15 protein-coding genes are annotated in these 15,678 nt (G+C 65.3%); 1 reads left to right on the top strand and 14 read right to left on the bottom strand.

Annotated elements, in window-relative coordinates; all coding sequences use genetic code 11:
• Positions 1 to 850 precede the first annotated feature (850 nt).
• A complete protein-coding gene (locus H9Y04_RS18355; RefSeq protein WP_214661310.1) occupies positions 851 to 2,194 on the top strand; it encodes an NsdA family TPR-like regulatory protein in 1,344 nt (447 codons plus the stop codon).
• Positions 2,195 to 2,926: 732 nt separating this feature from the next.
• On the opposite strand, the gene H9Y04_RS18350 is transcribed toward H9Y04_RS18355, so the two are convergent.
• The 14 genes from H9Y04_RS18350 to H9Y04_RS18290 all read right to left on the bottom strand — a co-directional run bounded on the left by H9Y04_RS18350 (position 2,927) and on the right by H9Y04_RS18290 (position 15,676).
• Positions 2,927 to 3,814 carry a sigma-70 family RNA polymerase sigma factor gene (locus tag H9Y04_RS18350; RefSeq protein WP_187814944.1) on the bottom strand — a complete coding sequence of 296 codons (888 nt, stop codon included), beginning with the start codon at positions 3,812 to 3,814 and terminating at the stop codon, positions 2,927 to 2,929.
• Between the two features lie 485 nt (positions 3,815 to 4,299).
• Positions 4,300 to 6,147 carry a DNA polymerase gene (locus H9Y04_RS18345; RefSeq protein ID WP_187814943.1) on the bottom strand — a complete coding sequence of 616 codons (1,848 nt, stop codon included), beginning with the start codon at positions 6,145 to 6,147 and terminating at the stop codon, positions 4,300 to 4,302.
• A 73-nt stretch (positions 6,148 to 6,220) separates the two neighbouring features.
• The gene (locus H9Y04_RS18340; protein WP_187814942.1) at positions 6,221 to 7,147 is read right to left on the bottom strand and encodes a DNA cytosine methyltransferase; all 927 of its coding nucleotides are present in this window, start codon (positions 7,145 to 7,147) and stop codon (positions 6,221 to 6,223) included.
• Positions 7,148 to 7,176: 29 nt separating this feature from the next.
• Positions 7,177 to 9,654, bottom strand: coding sequence for a phage/plasmid primase, P4 family (locus H9Y04_RS18335; protein ID WP_187814941.1), 2,478 nt, complete (start codon positions 9,652 to 9,654; stop codon positions 7,177 to 7,179).
• A gap of 49 nt (positions 9,655 to 9,703) precedes the next feature.
• Positions 9,704 to 10,207: a hypothetical protein gene (locus H9Y04_RS18330; RefSeq protein ID WP_187814940.1), complete on the bottom strand. Its 504-nt coding sequence runs from the start codon at positions 10,205 to 10,207 to the stop codon at positions 9,704 to 9,706.
• Positions 10,200 to 10,328, bottom strand: coding sequence for a hypothetical protein (locus H9Y04_RS47510; protein WP_268980480.1), 129 nt, complete (start codon positions 10,326 to 10,328; stop codon positions 10,200 to 10,202). The genes H9Y04_RS18330 and H9Y04_RS47510 overlap by 8 nt, the downstream gene beginning before the upstream one ends.
• Before the next feature lie 271 nt (positions 10,329 to 10,599).
• Positions 10,600 to 10,884 carry a hypothetical protein gene (locus H9Y04_RS18325; protein ID WP_187814939.1) on the bottom strand — a complete coding sequence of 95 codons (285 nt, stop codon included), beginning with the start codon at positions 10,882 to 10,884 and terminating at the stop codon, positions 10,600 to 10,602.
• Positions 10,877 to 11,071 (bottom strand): hypothetical protein, encoded by a 195-nt coding sequence (locus H9Y04_RS18320; RefSeq protein ID WP_187814938.1) that lies wholly within the window; start codon positions 11,069 to 11,071, stop codon positions 10,877 to 10,879. Before H9Y04_RS18320 ends, H9Y04_RS18325 begins: the two co-directional genes overlap by 8 nt.
• Positions 11,068 to 11,772: a hypothetical protein gene (locus tag H9Y04_RS18315; RefSeq protein WP_187814937.1), complete on the bottom strand. Its 705-nt coding sequence runs from the start codon at positions 11,770 to 11,772 to the stop codon at positions 11,068 to 11,070. Before H9Y04_RS18315 ends, H9Y04_RS18320 begins: the two co-directional genes overlap by 4 nt.
• 162 nt (positions 11,773 to 11,934) lie before the next feature.
• Positions 11,935 to 12,777 carry a PD-(D/E)XK nuclease family protein gene (locus tag H9Y04_RS18310; RefSeq protein ID WP_187814936.1) on the bottom strand — a complete coding sequence of 281 codons (843 nt, stop codon included), beginning with the start codon at positions 12,775 to 12,777 and terminating at the stop codon, positions 11,935 to 11,937.
• Positions 12,778 to 13,083: 306 nt separating this feature from the next.
• Positions 13,084 to 13,287 carry a cold-shock protein gene (locus tag H9Y04_RS18305; RefSeq protein WP_187814935.1) on the bottom strand — a complete coding sequence of 68 codons (204 nt, stop codon included), beginning with the start codon at positions 13,285 to 13,287 and terminating at the stop codon, positions 13,084 to 13,086.
• A gap of 170 nt (positions 13,288 to 13,457) precedes the next feature.
• A complete protein-coding gene (locus H9Y04_RS18300; RefSeq protein ID WP_187814934.1) occupies positions 13,458 to 14,657 on the bottom strand; it encodes a hypothetical protein in 1,200 nt (399 codons plus the stop codon).
• Positions 14,658 to 14,841: 184 nt separating this feature from the next.
• Positions 14,842 to 15,420 carry a deoxynucleotide monophosphate kinase family protein gene (locus H9Y04_RS18295; RefSeq protein ID WP_187814933.1) on the bottom strand — a complete coding sequence of 193 codons (579 nt, stop codon included), beginning with the start codon at positions 15,418 to 15,420 and terminating at the stop codon, positions 14,842 to 14,844.
• A 55-nt stretch (positions 15,421 to 15,475) separates the two neighbouring features.
• Positions 15,476 to 15,676, bottom strand: a complete 201-nt coding sequence (locus H9Y04_RS18290) for a hypothetical protein (RefSeq protein ID WP_187814932.1) — start codon at positions 15,674 to 15,676, stop codon at positions 15,476 to 15,478.
• Positions 15,677 to 15,678: the final 2 nt, after the last annotated feature.

Raw genomic sequence — 15,678 nt, 5'->3', positions numbered from 1 at the left:
GCCCCTTGGCGCGGGGCTCCCCACCTTTCGACTTCAGGGGCAGGCTCCTGGCCCTCTTCGGGCTGGTTGATCTCAGGTTCGGCAGTGGCTTGCTCCTGCTGCGGCATGATCACCTCCGTCAAGGGGAACGAGGAGTTGAATCCCGCTCTCTGCCACGGCCACCCCAGCGCGCTTAGTCAGGGTTCCTGTGGCAGAGAGCGGAGCTAGCGCATGGCCAGGGACGCGCCGACCACGAATCCGCATGACGCGCTGACCATGACGATCATGAGTACGCCGGTGTAGCGCGCCATGGGGCCCAGTAATCGCCTCACGTGATCACCGGACGGGCACGGGGCTCGGGTGACGATTCGTGAATCTCCGTCTCAGGACACGCGAACAACGGCGGATCTGCGGCAACAGGTTTGCCCTTGTGCTTCTGGCACCCGCACGGCGGGAACGCCATGGACCCGGTGGAGACCTCAGCCGGCGCCCGGGGGAGCAACAAGAACCCATCTGCGTTGGCTTGCTGCATGAGCTGGGAGAGCGCTGCCCGCGCGCCACTGGTCACGCGATCAGCCATCCCACTAGATCTACTTCAGTGGGTCTGGACTGTGCATCGGGGCTGCCCTGACAGGGTGAGACATGGTGGCGTCCACGCGCTTCCGGCAAGTGGTCGCGATCTGCAACAACACGTTCTGCGAGCACAGTTGCCACATCCGCATTCGTTCCGTTCACGGGCTCTCGCCTCCCGGTTGCCTGTTGATCTCGCCTGTAACTAAGCAACCGCGTAACCCGACGTAGCGGTACCGTTGCAGCGGAGCGACGACTTTAAAGCGTTTAACGCGCCCAGGAACGCGGGGAGTTGGCGATCATGGCGAAGGGTCAGCCGAACGAAGGGCTGCAACGGCTGTACGACGAAAGCAACTGGTCGCTCAGCCAATTCGCCCGTGCCGTCAACCTGGTAGGCAGCGAGAACGGCACTCCGCTCAAGTACAACCAATCCGCGGTTCACCACTGGCTGGGTGGCACCGTGCCCCGCAGCGATGCCGTACGACGATTCATCGTTGAAGCGTTCTCGCGTCGGCTTCAGCGGCCGGTCACGCTCGTAGAAGCCGGCTTCACTCCTCCAGCCGATCACCCCATGAGCCCCACGGATACCGTGGAAGGGGTGATCGAGCTGGGGAGGCAAGACATGGACCCATCACGGAGGCGCGTCCTGGGCGCTGGGCTGTTCTCCGTGGCGCTGACCATTCCGGGATGGCCTGATGTGATCGGCCGCGCCGAAGCCGTACAGACCGGCAAGGCGTCTCGTATCGGCATGAACGAAGTGGACATGGTCATCTCCATGACGGAGCGCGTTTCTGATCTTGACGATCAGTTCGGCGGACGCCATGCCCGGCCCATGGCTGCCAGTTTCATGGTCAACACTGTGGCGCCGTACCTTCGAGCTGACGCCACAGAAGAGGTCCGGAAGGCCATGCTCTCTGCCGCTTCAGACCTTCTGTACCTGACCGGGTACATGGCGGTAGACGAAGGTCTTCATGGTCTCGCTCAGCGCTACTACGTCAGGGCTCTGGAGTTGGCTGGGGCTGCTGAGGATCACCTCACGTACTGCACCACGCTCCGGGGCATGAGTGTCCAAGCCGTGGACTTGAGGCACAGCTCCAAGGCACTCGACTTGGCGGACGCTGCGGCAGCCGCATCCCCGAAGGCGGGCCCGCGAATGTTCGCCTTCCTCGCAGGCCAACAGGCCCATGCTGCCGCGCAGTCCGGGGACCGGACTACCGCACTGCGGAAGATCAATGAGGCGGAATCCGCCATGGAGAGGGCAGAATCTCGGGGCAAGCCGTTTGGCTCATATGACCCATCCTCACTCAATTACCACATCAGTCAGGTTCGTTATGAACTGGGCGACGTGGCAGGCTCAGTTGAAGCCATGCAACAGTCCGATCAACTTCGCTACGGCGTGTATCGGCGGGCCAGGGTGCGTCATCGCGCGACACTGGCCGAACGTCAGCTTCAGTTGGGGCATCTCGAAGCCGCCTGTGCCACATGGCATCTCGCGCTTGACGACTTCCCCATGGTCCAGTCAGGGCGTGCGGACGATCGGGTCAAGTCCATGTTCGGGCTCCTTCGCCCCCACTTGAAGAACGGCACGGCACGCGACTTGTACGAGCGCGCCCGCACTGTCGCACCAGCGATGCTTGCAAGTTGAACACGAAGAACCCCGCCACTCTCCAGTGAGGTGACGGGGCTCCTGTGTCTTCGCTTCAAGGGTGAGAGCTACCGCTCCTTGCCGGCTGAGCGCTGCACTTCCTCCCCTTGCACAGCGCCACGCCTATGCGGCGTGCTCCCACCTTCCAGCCCAAACGATCAGCGGCTCTCCCGCTGGGATCAGGCTGCCGGTCTCTTCGGACACCTTCCACTCTTGGGCCCCTACGGGCCTGCCGGTGGTCAGTTCGTAGGCCACGAGTCGAAAGGGATGCGGGTCCCTCAAGTCGTGGAGTACGCGCGCCACCATGGCCGCGTACACCCCCAGCGCGCGCCCCAGCTCGTCCGCGCTGTTGATCCAGTCAGGCATGGGCGGGAAGTCCTCACCAGCGGGCTCCCAGGTCCATCGGTTCGGCCTGACACATCTTGGGGCTTCGGTTCGGAATTCGACGTTCGGGACTCCTTTGATCTTGGACATGCGCCACTCCCCTTGTGACTCAGACCGCGATTCGCACGGTCGTTCGACTCTACACCTCGGGGCTGACATATGCCTCCGACATACGCCAGACGATCATTACAAGGAGCATCACGGAAATCTCGGACATACAGGGCGCAAAGAATGCCCCGCCGAAGCGGGGCCCTCCTCCCGTCCGGCCCCACTCACGTGAGTGGGGGGTGAACGGGGTTGATCTTCACTGGGTTCCCGTTGGCCACAGGGGAGTTGACCAAGGGCCGGTCAGACCCGGGACGCTACCGCACCCTTGCGAGTCAGGCGCGTGTTCATGGCGGCAGTCAGCTCGTTGACCTCTTCGGGAGTCTGGGCGGTGGCGTTGATCCAGCGCTTCCCGAAGCTCTTCAGCCCCTTCGAACGGGCCTCACGCACGGCCTTTGCGGTGCTATTCATGGACGCGGCAAGCCCTTCGTCCGCCCCGTTGCCGTAGTAGGGCACCGGCTCTATGCCGAAGGTGGCGCGGAGTACGTACGCCTGACCTTCGCCCATCACGTCCAAGATGCCGTGAACGAGTGCCTTCTTGATGCGGGCTTCCTCGCGGCTCACGTCGTCCGGAGTGATCAGGTCTTCCGGTACGCCGTAGGTCGAAGTCCCCGGCTCCCAGGGCTCGTCATCGGTGGAACCCGGTGCGGGAGCATCCAAAGAGTCAGCCCCCTGATAGGCGAGACGAGCCGCGTGGGCCCGGTCCGAACTCAGCCGGCGCCCGGCAGGCGGGACGCTCTGACACAGCTTTTCGGCAAGGAACGGGTCACCGCCCGCGCGGTCCAGCATCGACAGGAACGTTTTTGCAGCGGAGTCGTCCACGCCCTGGTTGCGCTCCGCGCGGGTGGCGCCCAGGAGCATGGTCTCCACGGTGGTGTACGCGAAGCCCAGGAAGTCCGGGTTCACGGTCTCGTCAAACCGGGCGAGCGCTTCCCAGACGGCTATGCGGCCTTGCTGGGTGAACTCGTCGAAGTAGTCGTCATGACGGGGGCCACTCTCCGCCATGCGCCGGGCCGCCTTTCGGGCGAGAACGGCTATTCGGGACTCTGTGGCTTCGATGACCGCCGTGGTCGCCTGAAGGTCCTTGCTCTGGGCAGCGCGGACGGTCGAAAGTGCAAGGGTGCTGGACACGGGTGGGCTCTCCTTGGCTTGGCTCACCCGTGGTCTGGTGAGCCGATTGCCCGGAGAGGGCCGAACCGTCGTGCAGCGCTACTGACCTGCGCTTACGCCTGTTTCTGGGTGCACGAAGCCCAGGACGTTTTGGTAAAAGGGCACGGCGAATCAAGCCCCCTGCCGGGGGTCTTGACGCGGGGCTTGATCAAGGCCGTGGCGTCGGTCGTTGGAGCCGGCGAGCGGTGCGAGATCACCGGCGATTTCATGGAGTTAGAGCCCTCACCCACACGGACAGTTGTGACGCGTGCGCATGCCGTGACCTGCCGAGACCTGAGTTCGATCTGAGGTATGAGCGGCGGAGTCCGGCGTTCGGTCTGAGGTATGAGGCCAGCAAACGGAGTTGATGAGTCCGTGATGTTGGGGGCCTACTCACGTGAGTGGAGGGGCAAGGCAAAGCCCCGCCGTTCTCCGGAAGTTGGAGAGCGACGGGGCTTAGATCGGGCCTAGTAGTCCGCGCCGTACAGGGAGCCCCAGGAGCGTCCGCCGATGTCGGCTTCGGCCACGATGGGCACCCCGAACAGGTACATGGTCATGGCCTTCTCAATTGCGCGGGCCACGTCCTGGACCTCTTCCCGCGGGGCGGAGGCAAGCACTTCGTCATGGATCGGGAGCTTGAGCGTGTGCAGGAGCCCGGCTTCCTCAATGTTCAACAGGGCCTGTCCCAGGCAGTCCCGTGCGGCGCTCTGGCATTGGTAGTTGGTCACCGCGTATGTGCGGTCACGGTCCAGTGGGAGCCGGCGCCCGGTGGCGGACACGGTGACCATGCCGGACTCGTAGGCTTCGCGCTGCCATCGGTTCGATGCGCGCCGGATCTCGGGATACAGCCGGTCGTACTCCGCGAAGGCCCGGCGCATGGCCTCTTCACTTGCGCCGGTCTGCCGGGCTGCCGTGCGCGCTCCTCCGCCGTAGACCTTCGAGAACCCGGCGCCCTTGAAGACCTTTCGGTCCTTCTCCGTGGCGTCCGGTCCCTTCACGAGCCGGGCTGTGAACCAGTGGATGTCTTCCCCGCGGAGGAAACCTTCCTTCATGCGGGTGACTCCGGCGAGACCGGCAAGGACGCGCATCTCAATGGCGCTGAAGTCCACGCTGATCATGACGTGTCCGGGGTCTGCGAGAAGTGCCCGTCTGATCATCTGGTCTGAGCTGGGCAGGGTCTGGAGCGCCGGGCGGGTCACGGACATGCGGCCGGTCCGGGCTTGCATGGAGTTGATGAACGGGTGAACGCGCCCCTGGGCGTCCATGACCTCAAGGAAGGTGTCCGCGTAGCTTGCCCGCCACTTCCCGGCCCGCTTGCTCCTGATCACCGCTTCCGCGAGCGGGTTGGGCGTGCGGACGTGAAGGCGCTCGCCCTGAAGGGACAGGTCCGCGAGCGCGGAGAGAACGGACTTGTCCACCTTCACGGCACCGGATGCGGTGCGCTCGCCCAGGTGCTCACCCATGCCCGTGAGGGCTTCGGCTATCTGCCGGGGAGCGTTGACGTTCTCCACGCCGTAGCGGCGGGCCACGTCCGCGAAGTGGTGCTCTTCGGTGGTCAGGGACGCGCTCAGCTCGTGCACGTAGTCCTGATCAAGGACCATGCCCGCGCGCTGCATAACGGTGCAGATCCGGGCTAGCTCGTGCTCGTAGCGGACCAGCGTGGGGCGGACGCCCAGGCGGTCCAATTCCCGTGTGAGTACAGGATCAAGGCGGGCCGTGTATATGACGTCCAGCCCGGCGTACAGCGCGAAAGTGGGGTTGCTCAGCGGGATGGCTGCCCAGCCGGTGGCCTTCGTCAGGCCCAGGCTCCTAAAGATGCTGGTCAAGTCGCCCTGGGTGTCTGGGGCGGAGGGGTCCACCCAGTACGCGGACAGGGGCTTGAGCCCGGTGCCGATGCCGCCTTCTTGGGGTTGCCGGGGGTCCACGAGCCCGGCTTTCAGTCGGGTGTCCGTGGTGCGCGGGGCAAGGGATTCGAGCGGCACCCCGGCGTGGGCGTCCAACACGGCCCAGTCGAAGGGGGCGTTGTGGATCAGGAAGCGGGGCGCCCGGCGGAGGGCAGCTCGAGCGGCGGACTGAAAGGCGGGCCCGCGTTCCCAGGGGATGACCCACGCGTTGAAGGCGTCCCCGAACTGGACCGTGCGGAGCTGGTAGCCGGGGCTGTAGATGTTCAAGCCGCTGGTTTCGGTGTCCAGCGCGATAGGGCCCCGGCGTTCGGCTTCGGTGAGCCACGCGCGGAAGGCATCAAGGTCTTGACGGCTCTGCGGTACGTGGACGGTCACCGTGTCGCCGGCGACGTTGTGGCGGTAGGTCTCCACTGTCTGGCTCCCCCCAGATACGGCGAAGAGCCCGCCCAGGGATGCCGGGCAGGCTCTTCGGGGTGTTCGGTTGTCAGTGCTGAAGTAGGTGGTGGAAAGCCGCGTACGCCTGGGCTGGGATGACTCCGTTGCCGATGGCCCGGAGTTGTTCCTTGCGGCCCAGGCCCGGCACGTCCGTGACCCACCCGGCGGGCAGGCCCATAAGCCACTCAGTCCATGCCGGGGTGAGGCGGATGCCGCCGCGTGGTCCGCGCTCCGTGGGAGCTGGGGCCGCTTGTCCGGTCAGGTCTTCCCATCGGCGGACGGCTGGGAGGAAGTCCCCCCACCATGCGGCAGGCGAGTGGCGAGCGTCCGCAGGTTCATTCCGCCCTGGGTGCTCTTCGCACGTCCCGGGCCTCCGGCCCCGTCTGAGGCTGTCGGAGTAGGGAAGAAGACGAGCTCCGCGGGAAGCGTCGGGGCCCCGTTGTTCACCTCCCCCGTGGGCTTCGAAGGCCACTTCTTGGCGTGCTCCGGTCCCTTCAGGAACGGCGACGCAGAACCACCTATCGCGGTGGTGGGGTGCTCCAATGGCGGACGCGCGGAAGCTCGTCCATTGCGTGTCGTACCCGATCGCGGCCAATCCCCCGAGAACTTCCGGGAGTCCGCGTCTTCGGATTGCAGCGACGTTTTCCAGAAAGACGAATCGTGGTCGTAGTGTGCGAATGGCTGTGAGGGCGTGGAACCAGACGGCTGAACGTTCATCAGCTAGGCCCCTCTGTAGTCCGGCGTTGGAGATCCCTTGGCAGGGAAATCCGGCCGTGACGATGTTGATTTTTCCTTGCAGTGCCTCCCAGTTGACTGACCTGATGTCCCCGAGATTCGGGGCGTTCGGGTAGCGGGCGGCAAGTATGAGTGAGGCGTGTGGGTCGCTCTCCGCCACGTACCGGATGGGTTCTCCGGTCAGCGCCTCTACTGCCATGCCCAGGCCCCCGTACCCGGCGCACAACTCCAAAATGGGCATGACGAGCCCGCCCCCGTGTGTGTCTGTTCTCAGCCCGCGAAGATGCCGGGCCCGGCCGGTGCCGGTGCGTCGCCGGCTGGGCGGACGCCTACGAGCGCCACGCCCTTGTTGGTCTTCTTGCGGACAACTCCGCGCTCTTCCATGGCTCCGAAGAACGCCCGTCGCGTCCAGCGCTCTTTGAGCGGGAGGTTTTCCGCTTCGCACCAGTCGAGATAGGCCGTGAAGGCGTCTCCGCCGGACAGTTGCTGTCCGTCGTCGCACCGCTCGAGCACGCCGGGAAAGAACCCGGCCAACGCGTCGCTCGTCTCGCGGTACTCCCGGGTGGCGTCCGCGATGACCGGCGGGTCCTGAAGCCCGGAGGCGTACCACTCCATGGCGCCCCTGACCGCCCAGGCGGCTATGCCCTCCGCCTCTGCGGTGAGCTTTTGGTCAAGGTAGGGATCACGCTCATGCGGGGCGAACCAGCGGGTGAACGGGATCATGCGGACCCGGCGCCATAGACCTTCGTCCTGACCGCGAAACCGCGGCTTGTGGTTCGTGGACAGGACAATCAGGAAGCTGGGCTTGAACTCGAAGAACTCTTGCCGCATGAACCGCGCGGTCATCATGTCCTTGCCGGACGCGCGCTTGAGGATCGCTTCCGACATGGGCTTGCCGCTCTCACCTTCGCTCGCCATGACGAGCCGGCTGCCCCTGAGTGCGGCAATGTCGTTGGGGATTCCGCCGGATGCCTTCTCCTCAAAGGTGCTGAAGGCGGTGGTCTTCGTGATGGACCTAAAGACGTTGGTCAGCGTGTCCGTGGCCACCGATTTACCGTTCGCGCCCTTGCCCCACAGGACCACGAAGCACTGTTCCTGTACGGACCCGGTGATGCCGTAGCCCACGAGCCGCCGGAAGTAGTCCGCCAACTCCGGGGTGTCTGGGAAGACTTCGAGAAGGAAGCTCAGCCACCGGGGGCACTCGGCTTCGGGCCGGTAGTCGATGTCCAGCCCGTATGTGAGCATGTTGCCCTTGTCGTGCGGCTTCAGCTCCCCGGATCGCAGGTCCACGGTCCCGTTGGCGAAGGTCAGAAGGTGTGGGTGCGCGTCGAAGGCGGACGCGTCCACATGGACGGACGGCACGGCCCGCAACTCCCTTATCAGCGAGTCGATATGGCGTGTCAGGGTGAAGCCCAGGGCCACCTTCTTGAGTCCGGAGCCCGGATCGTCCTTCGGGTCTCCGCCTGCCTCCGCGTGCTGGGCGCTCAGCTCAGCGGCAGCCACCGTGAGGGCGGCCCCCATGTAGTGGATGGCCTGACGAATCCGGGTGTCACTGCGTTCCCAGACCTTGCCGTTCCACAGGTAGAAGCCCAGCCCAGGGGCGTGCTTGATGGTGCCCCGCGTGAAGGCCACGAGCGCGTGAGCGTTGAGCACGTCGGACGAGCCGTAGCGCTCCGCGAACTCCGTCATGAGTCGGACCGCGCGGGCGGCTTCGTCGGAGTCGGGCACGAGCGCCCCGGTTTCCCCATCCACGAGCGCGCTGCCCATGGGGTGGATGGGGCGGGCTGCCTTGACCGCCCGGTGAAGGGCCATCGGGAAGGCGGAGGCGTCATCCTCGCGCCACCGGGTCAGGTCGTAACCCTCCGCGGGGATGTCGAGTGCGAACACGTCCACGCCGTGGGCGGCAAGCCCTTCGGTCAGGCGCTGGGTGAACCCGGCTCCGGCTTCGTCGTGGTCACCGGCAACGATGACCTGAGAGCCGCGGAGCCCGTCCGCCAACTCCTTGATCAGGTCCGGGTTGCCGGCAAGTGATGCCCCGCGTACGGCCACCGCGTCATAGCCAACGGCCACGGCCGTAAGTGCGTCTCCGGGGCCTTCGGTGACGATGGTGACGCCGTATCCGCCTCCGCCCCGGAAGACCCCGTATGCGGTCCAGCGGGCCCCTTCAGGGTTCATCAGGCTCAGCCACCGCCCCGGGCACTGCCCGGTGAGGTCCCGGCCCTGAAGCCCCCGGGCCACGCCGGAGAAGTCCTTCAGCGGGACCGTCAGGCGGGGGAAGGCGCAGAACGAGCGCGAGCGGTAGGCGAAGGCGGTGTTGGACTGCCCGTCATCGACTCCTAGCCCGTGCTCCTTGGCGTCTTCAAGGTCGATGCCGAAGCGTCCGGCCGCGTACTGGGCGGCACGAGCGGCGGCTTCGTCGTCTCGCGTCTGAAGCCGGTGGGACGACTCGTCCACGTACCGGGCGAGCGCTGCCACCTGAGCCGGGCCCACGAGCTGGGGCCGGGTGGAGGAGACGGTCAGTCCCTCCCCGCCCGCATCGAAGAGGTTCGGGAAGGTCAGTCCCACGGCGGCAATCACGTCTTCGGTCGGGCAGCCGGCCCGGCACGTGATCCTGACCTTGTGATCGTCACCGCGCCAGATCCGAAGAGACGGACGAGAGTCCCCGTGCGCGGGGCACAGGGCCAGATAGCCCCCGTCCGGCTCTTCGGTGACCTGGGAGAAGCGCGAGAGAATTTGAGAGAAAAGCATGTGTCGTACCTCCTTCTTCTCTCGGCTTCTAGGGCGTGGATTGCCTGCCCTATCGGGCCGTGCGGAGGTCCGCCACGAGCTGGGTGAAGTGCTCCATGTCGGTGGTGAGGTACCAACGGGTGGAGTCGAGTCCGCGGACCGCCGGAGCGAAGGCGTACCGCTCTCGCATCTGTGGTGTGGTCAGCCCCATGGCGACACGGACGCGGGTCCATGTGCGTACGCCGAAGTGGACACGGCCCCGGGCAACGGCAGCCCGCCGAACCTTGTGGACTGCCACGCCGTACGGGTAGCCCGCGTGGGCGGCTTCGACGTGGGCTTGCCGAAGCCAGGCGGGGACCGCCGGGCCCAACACGTCCTTGCACTCGAGCACGAACGGAACGGCGTGCACGTCGCCTACGTCCCGCGCGCCTTCCTGGGCTGCCCGGCGGACGTTGAGGGCGGAGAAGATATCCACAAAGGTGCCGGTCTCATCCACAAGTCCCAGGGCCTTGTTCATGTAGTCGCGAACGGCGGACTCCCAGGCGGTCCCCTTCGCCTTCGACGGATTAGCCACGAAGCCACCGCCACAGCACACAGACGGCCCGCTCCACGGCGTAGCCGATGACGTACAGGAGCATGAGGACGAGCACGGCCCATGCGGTGATGAGTACGCCCATGAGGAGCCAGAAGGTCATGAGCGCCCCCACCGTGCGTCCGCTCCCTTACCCACCGCGTGGGCTATCGCGTCTCGGTAGCGGCCCCAGTCACGCCGGGTCGATGCGTCGGGCTCGAGCCACACCGTGTCCCCGGCGCCCAGCTCCCGCAGGTCCCCCAGCGCCGGAGCGCTTGCTCTTGTGATCTGCACTTCCATCCATCCCCCATGTCCCTACTCACGTGAGTAGGGGGTGAAAGACGAAGGGCCGGAGCGGTACCTCAGCGGATACCGTCCGGCCCTTCGTCGTGTTCTTACTGGTCTCGTTCGCCGGTCACGTCCGGCAGGCACAAGCGCGCATGCTCGTTGGAGATCCATTCCTTGCGAAGGCGCTTGCGCGGGACGAAGCCCGATTCGGTCCCGGTCGGCTGGACGAGCAGCATGGGGCGAAGGATGCCGTCCACCTTGCGGACGGTGACCTTCTCAATGATCGCGTCGGCCATGCGGACGCGGTTTCCCTGCCGTGCGCCGTAGGTGATCAGGTCTCCGCGGTACAGCTCGTTGCCCGCGTAGTCGGAGACCGTCCCGCGCTTACCCATAGACGAACTCCTCTTCGTCCACGCCGAACCGTCGCCGGCGCTCACTGATCACGGCCTTGATCTGGCCCGGCTTCCACTCCCAAAGAGGCGACTTGAGCGCCGGGTCCGGCAGTGCCCGAAGGACCGTGCGGAACTCCGGGCTGTTGCCGGGGGCGCTCAGGAAGGAGCCAGGCAGGAAGCCCGTCACCGCTCCTCGGCAATCGCATCGTTGTAGGAGCCCAGAACCTCAATGACGGGCTTGCGGAAGTCCACCTTGATGCCCGCCTTGTTGACGTAGCTGACGTGCTCGAGCGTCAGGCGGCACAGCGCCTCACCGTGCACCGCGTCAAGGGCGTCCTTCACTTCGTGGATCACCTCAGCGAGGGACCACGCGGACGCAATGAACTTGCCCTTGCCCAACTCGTAGTCATGGGCCAGACGGAAGGTGATGTTGATGGACGGGGCCGGGCCGATGCCCTGACGGGCCGCTTCCTTGCGCTCACTCATGAGCTTCGGGCAGCCGCACGCCTCCCCCTTGCGCTCCGCGGGGGACAGGTAGGCCACCCCGTCGCACTCGTGGACCGGCCCGGTACGGCCCCAGAGAATGAGCTTGTCCTCAACGGCCTTGCTGCCGTCAATGACGATCTCCACGGACGGGGTGTCCGTCAGCACGTGGAGGTTCTGCTCCTTCGTGGGGTCGTACTCCTCCACGCTGCCGCCCAGGAGCTGGGCTATGGCATCGGCAACCGCCGGATCACCGGTTACCGCACGCCAGTTGGCCAGGCTGACCGGCTTCTTGTTCACGACCATGCCGGAGCGGAAAGCGAAGGTGTGATCGTTGCTGAACTCGTGCTCAGGCTTCGGCTTCGGCTTCGCGTCCGGGTCAGTGGCGAAGATCTGAAGTCCCATGTGTGGCTCTCCCCTGGTTGGTTGATCAGGGGGAAGGGCGGGGCTCCTAGCCGGCCGCTCCGTCCCCCTTCACCCGGGGTCTGGTGAGCCGATTGCCCACAGGCTGGGGACAACGAAAATGCCCCCGGCAGCCGAAGCCACCGGGGGCAGGAACGAGCTGGGCTACGTAGCCCGGCGCTGGGTGCCGGTCGTCATCGGGCCGACCGCCTCAGCGATAGCCCGGCCAATGACGGTCTTGGACGTGGAGCGGTCCCAATTGAAGATCTCGCGAAGGCGCAGGAAGGTGGCGAACACGTCGGCGGAGTCGATGCGGACCGGCTTGAAGGCCCACGTCCCGTCCGTGATGTGCAGGACACAGGCCCCGTCGAAGTCGGGCATGGGCTCACTCGAGCCGTCCGACGCAATGAGCCGGTCAGCGTGCGCGTACGCGGACATCTGAAGGGCCACGTCCGGGTAGGTGGCCCGGCTCGTTTTCCAGTCCGCTATGACCGTGTGACGCTCGCCGGAGCGGTCCGGGGTGGGCTTGCCGTTCTCGTCCAGCCACACGTTCAAGATGGCATCGAAGGACCCGGCGTAGTTGTGCTCATCTGACCACGCGATGTCTTCGGCACGGACAAGCTCCGGGTTGACCGCCTCAAGGAACTGACGGAAGTGGTCCCGGTATGGGGTCAGGTCCGGGTGCACACGGCCCACAGCCTCACCGCGAACTAGGCGCTCAAAGAGGTCATGGGCTTCACTGCCCAGGTTCGCGCGGGCGGACGTGTACCGGCGGGCAGCGCCCTTGAGGTAGTCCACAGCGCCGGCCCGGTCGCGCTCCGCCATGGCCTTGACGAAATCGAGGGAGTCAACGGCCAGTTCAGCGGTCATCTTCGATGCCCAGTGCTGAAGGAAGGGCTTGGGCAACATGCTGATCACGGACGTGACGCCGGGGACCTTGATATCTGGTGTATCCGGGTCGAAGTAGAAGCGGCTGCCGCTTCGTGTAATGGTGCGAATCTGCCCCATGGGCTACGTCCCCTTTGGGCTCGTGGTGGATGGTTCACCACGGGTCTGGGGAGTGGATTGCCCAGGCAGTGACGAAGTGACGTAGTGACGTGCAACTCCGCTTGATGCTCTATGTATTGATGTGGTTGGCCTTATGGGTGGAACGGAAAGAAGCATCGTTCCGGCACTTCGTCACTCTGCCGCCGAACGCGCCGAAGCCCCGCCGGTCCGCTGGGGTCCAACAGGGCTTCGGGCGACAGGGGACGTGACGCGTCTCCAGGGTGTGTGTGACGGGTCAGATGGGTTCCGTCGCCCAGTCATTGACTCCTAGATGGTGCGAACATCCGTAGCCTGCGCCCCACGCTGCCCCTGGGTGATCTCGAACTCAACCCGCTGGTTTTCCTCAAGGTTCCTGAAGCCGGTGCCCACGATTGCGGAGAAGTGGACGAAAACATCCTCACCGCCCTCATCCGGCGAGATGAATCCAAAACCCTTCTCGCCGTTGAACCACTTCACGGTGCCCTGCGCCATCACTACCCCACCCTTCGATCACGTGGGCCGAAGCCACCTACGGCTGTCAGCTCGCACATGCCTCGCTTACCTGCACTCTGGTACGCGCCGCAGACTACCCACCATGCTCAGCGCCCAACCGCCCTCTGCAATTGAGCAGATGGCCGGGCCTCTTGGCCCATCGGACGGGCCTAGATCGTGTCCTTGATGGCAAGAATGCGGTCCGCCAACTTCTGAAGGTCGTTACGGGCCTTGCGCTTCGCGGCACCGGTCAGCTTCGGAGCGTTCTTCTCCGTCTTGTCGAGAGCCGCCGTGATGGACTCCACGTAGTTGGTCAGGCGCTGTTGCGGCGTGAGCCTCGAATCATCCCCGGCTTCAAGCTCCTTGGCGCGTTGCCGGCGCTCGCGCTCAAGCTCCGTGCGGCCCTTGCGGGGCAGTTCGATGCCCTGGGCCGCGTACAGGGAATAGACGGCTTCCGTCAGGCTTGCCGGAGCGGCCTTCGTCTGGGACTTCTTCGCCTTCTTGTACGCGGCGGCAGCGTCCGGGAACCGGCTCTCCGCTTCCTTGAGCCCGGCTTCTTTGTCGTCGTCCAGCGCGCGGAGCCATCCAACAAGCACATCGGAGTTCTTGTTCTGCACCGCCCGCTTCAGGCTCTTGAGCGCATCGTCCTTCTGTACTTCGTCGGGCTGGATCTCCGCGGCAACTTGCTTGTAGATCAGGGCCGCGCAGAGCTGGGTCTCCCGCTCCTTGGCCAGAAGGTCAGGAAGGCCGTTGTGGTCGGAGAGCAGACGCATGGACAGTTGGATCTGAGAGACCGCTTCGCCGATGTTGCCCATTTCCACGCCCAGGCGGACGCCCTCAAGGGCCTTCTCCGCACCCTGGTCCACGAGCGCCTGAACGTCCGGCGGGATGACGAGCCCGGACAGGCCCTTGCCGTCTTCCTCTTCGGTGTCCGGCGTCTCCTTGAGCGCTGCCGTCAGCTCGTCCCGAAGCGTGGTGCGGAGCTTCACAGAGCCTGCCCCCTTCAGCGCCTTGAGCTTGGCCTCCGTCTCCTCAACAAGCTCGTTGAGCGCTTCTTCCTGGCCTTCGGTGGCGAGCGCACGCGCCCGTTCAATGTTCGCCCTGATCTCGTTCGTGAGCGCGTCGTTCGCAGTCATGTGGACCTTCTCCCCTGTGTCCCGGCTCTTTTTCGGCACGGACTTCTTCTCTTCGTCCACCGCCATGGCAGCAACGAGCTTCACGCATGGAGTGCACGTGACATACGGCGTGTAGCAGAGACGAACGCCGTTGATCGGCTTGTTGCACAGCGTGCGGGTATCAGTACGTCGGGCCGTGTGTACGACCTTCCCCGTGGTCAGATAGAAGACCTCAAAGCCCTTCGGCTTCGTCACGGACCCCATGCCGACACCCCCGTAAGCTGGACCGAAGCGTTCTTTCTTGAAGAACGGTAGCAGCAACTTTCTTGTGTTTGGGGCCAGTTGGCCATACTCACGTGAGTAGAGGCCCCTGAAACGACCGAAGCCCCCCACCCGGTGAGGGGTGAGGGGCTGGAAACGATCGAACCGAAGCCGGGGCTCAGATGTACTGAACGAGCCGGTCAGCGGCACAGTGCAAGTCGTTGAGGCTGCCGACGTTCGAAATCGTCACGTCAGCCGGGTAGTTGTCTAGCGCGGTTTCGCTCTCGTGCTGAGCGTTGGTGCCCAGGGCCGGAGCCCCGGGACGGATGACTCGAACGAGTGTGAAGCCCCGGTTCTTCAGGGCCTCACACTCGTTCACATGGCGCACGTCGGTGACGACGACCGGCAGATTCCACCGGTCGGCAACCGTGATCTTGTCCATGGCGAGCGAGACCCAGTGGTTCGGGTCCTGTTCGCGGGCTGCCTGCCCCAGGCGCTGAAGCGTCCGGCGAATCTCCGGACAGTCGTCTTTGGCCTTCTCCCAGCCCCAGCGGCGTACCGCGTCACTGAGGCGGACCGGGACCGGACCATACCCGGCGGGCTCGTACATGACGATGGGGTCCAGCCCGTGGGCCATGTCCTTGAGCGGGTCAGCGAAGGCCACCCGTGTGAAGCTCCACTCCGAGACGAGCCGGCGGGCAACGGTGTCTTTGCCGGTCCGGGCCCGGCCCATGAGTGCGGTGTGTCGATAGGTCATCCCCAGTCCCCTTCGGTGCGTTGGTCGTCACCGGGGGTCTGGGGAGCCGGTTGCCTTACGGGCGGTACTGGCCGGTGTACGCGGCTACGGTCTTGGCGTTCTCCACGCGCTGGACTACCTCACCGGTGCCGAGTGCGGCAGCGACCACGCCCAGGATGAGCGGGGACGGCAGCGACGGAGCGAAGTGGGCCACGAGTGCGAGTACGGCCACGGCCACCGCGTAGATACGGGCCGCGTGAGTCTTGATGAACGGCAAGG

It is taken from the genome of Streptomyces polyasparticus (assembly GCF_014493765.1).
GTDB classification, from domain to species: domain Bacteria; phylum Actinomycetota; class Actinomycetes; order Streptomycetales; family Streptomycetaceae; genus Streptomyces; species Streptomyces polyasparticus.
This window is presented reverse-complemented; position numbering and strand designations above follow the sequence as displayed.

What these genes read in the sequence shown, in the direction of transcription:
- H9Y04_RS18325 (WP_187814939.1), bottom strand. Translation starts at nt 10,884, where the DNA reads ATGGGTAAGCGCGGGACGGTCTCCGACTACGCGGGCAACGAGCTGTAC.
- H9Y04_RS18340 (WP_187814942.1), bottom strand. Translation starts at nt 7,147, where the DNA reads ATGCCCATTTTGGAGTTGTGCGCCGGGTACGGGGGCCTGGGCATGGCA.
- H9Y04_RS18305 (WP_187814935.1), bottom strand. Translation starts at nt 13,287, where the DNA reads ATGGCGCAGGGCACCGTGAAGTGGTTCAACGGCGAGAAGGGTTTTGGA.
- H9Y04_RS18355 (WP_214661310.1), top strand. Translation starts at nt 851, where the DNA reads ATGGCGAAGGGTCAGCCGAACGAAGGGCTGCAACGGCTGTACGACGAA.
- H9Y04_RS18295 (WP_187814933.1), bottom strand. Translation starts at nt 15,420, where the DNA reads ATGACCTATCGACACACCGCACTCATGGGCCGGGCCCGGACCGGCAAA.
- H9Y04_RS18315 (WP_187814937.1), bottom strand. Translation starts at nt 11,772, where the DNA reads ATGGGACTTCAGATCTTCGCCACTGACCCGGACGCGAAGCCGAAGCCG.
- H9Y04_RS47510 (WP_268980480.1), bottom strand. Translation starts at nt 10,328, where the DNA reads ATGACCTTCTGGCTCCTCATGGGCGTACTCATCACCGCATGGGCCGTG.
- H9Y04_RS18310 (WP_187814936.1), bottom strand. Translation starts at nt 12,777, where the DNA reads ATGGGGCAGATTCGCACCATTACACGAAGCGGCAGCCGCTTCTACTTC.
- H9Y04_RS18335 (WP_187814941.1), bottom strand. Translation starts at nt 9,654, where the DNA reads ATGCTTTTCTCTCAAATTCTCTCGCGCTTCTCCCAGGTCACCGAAGAG.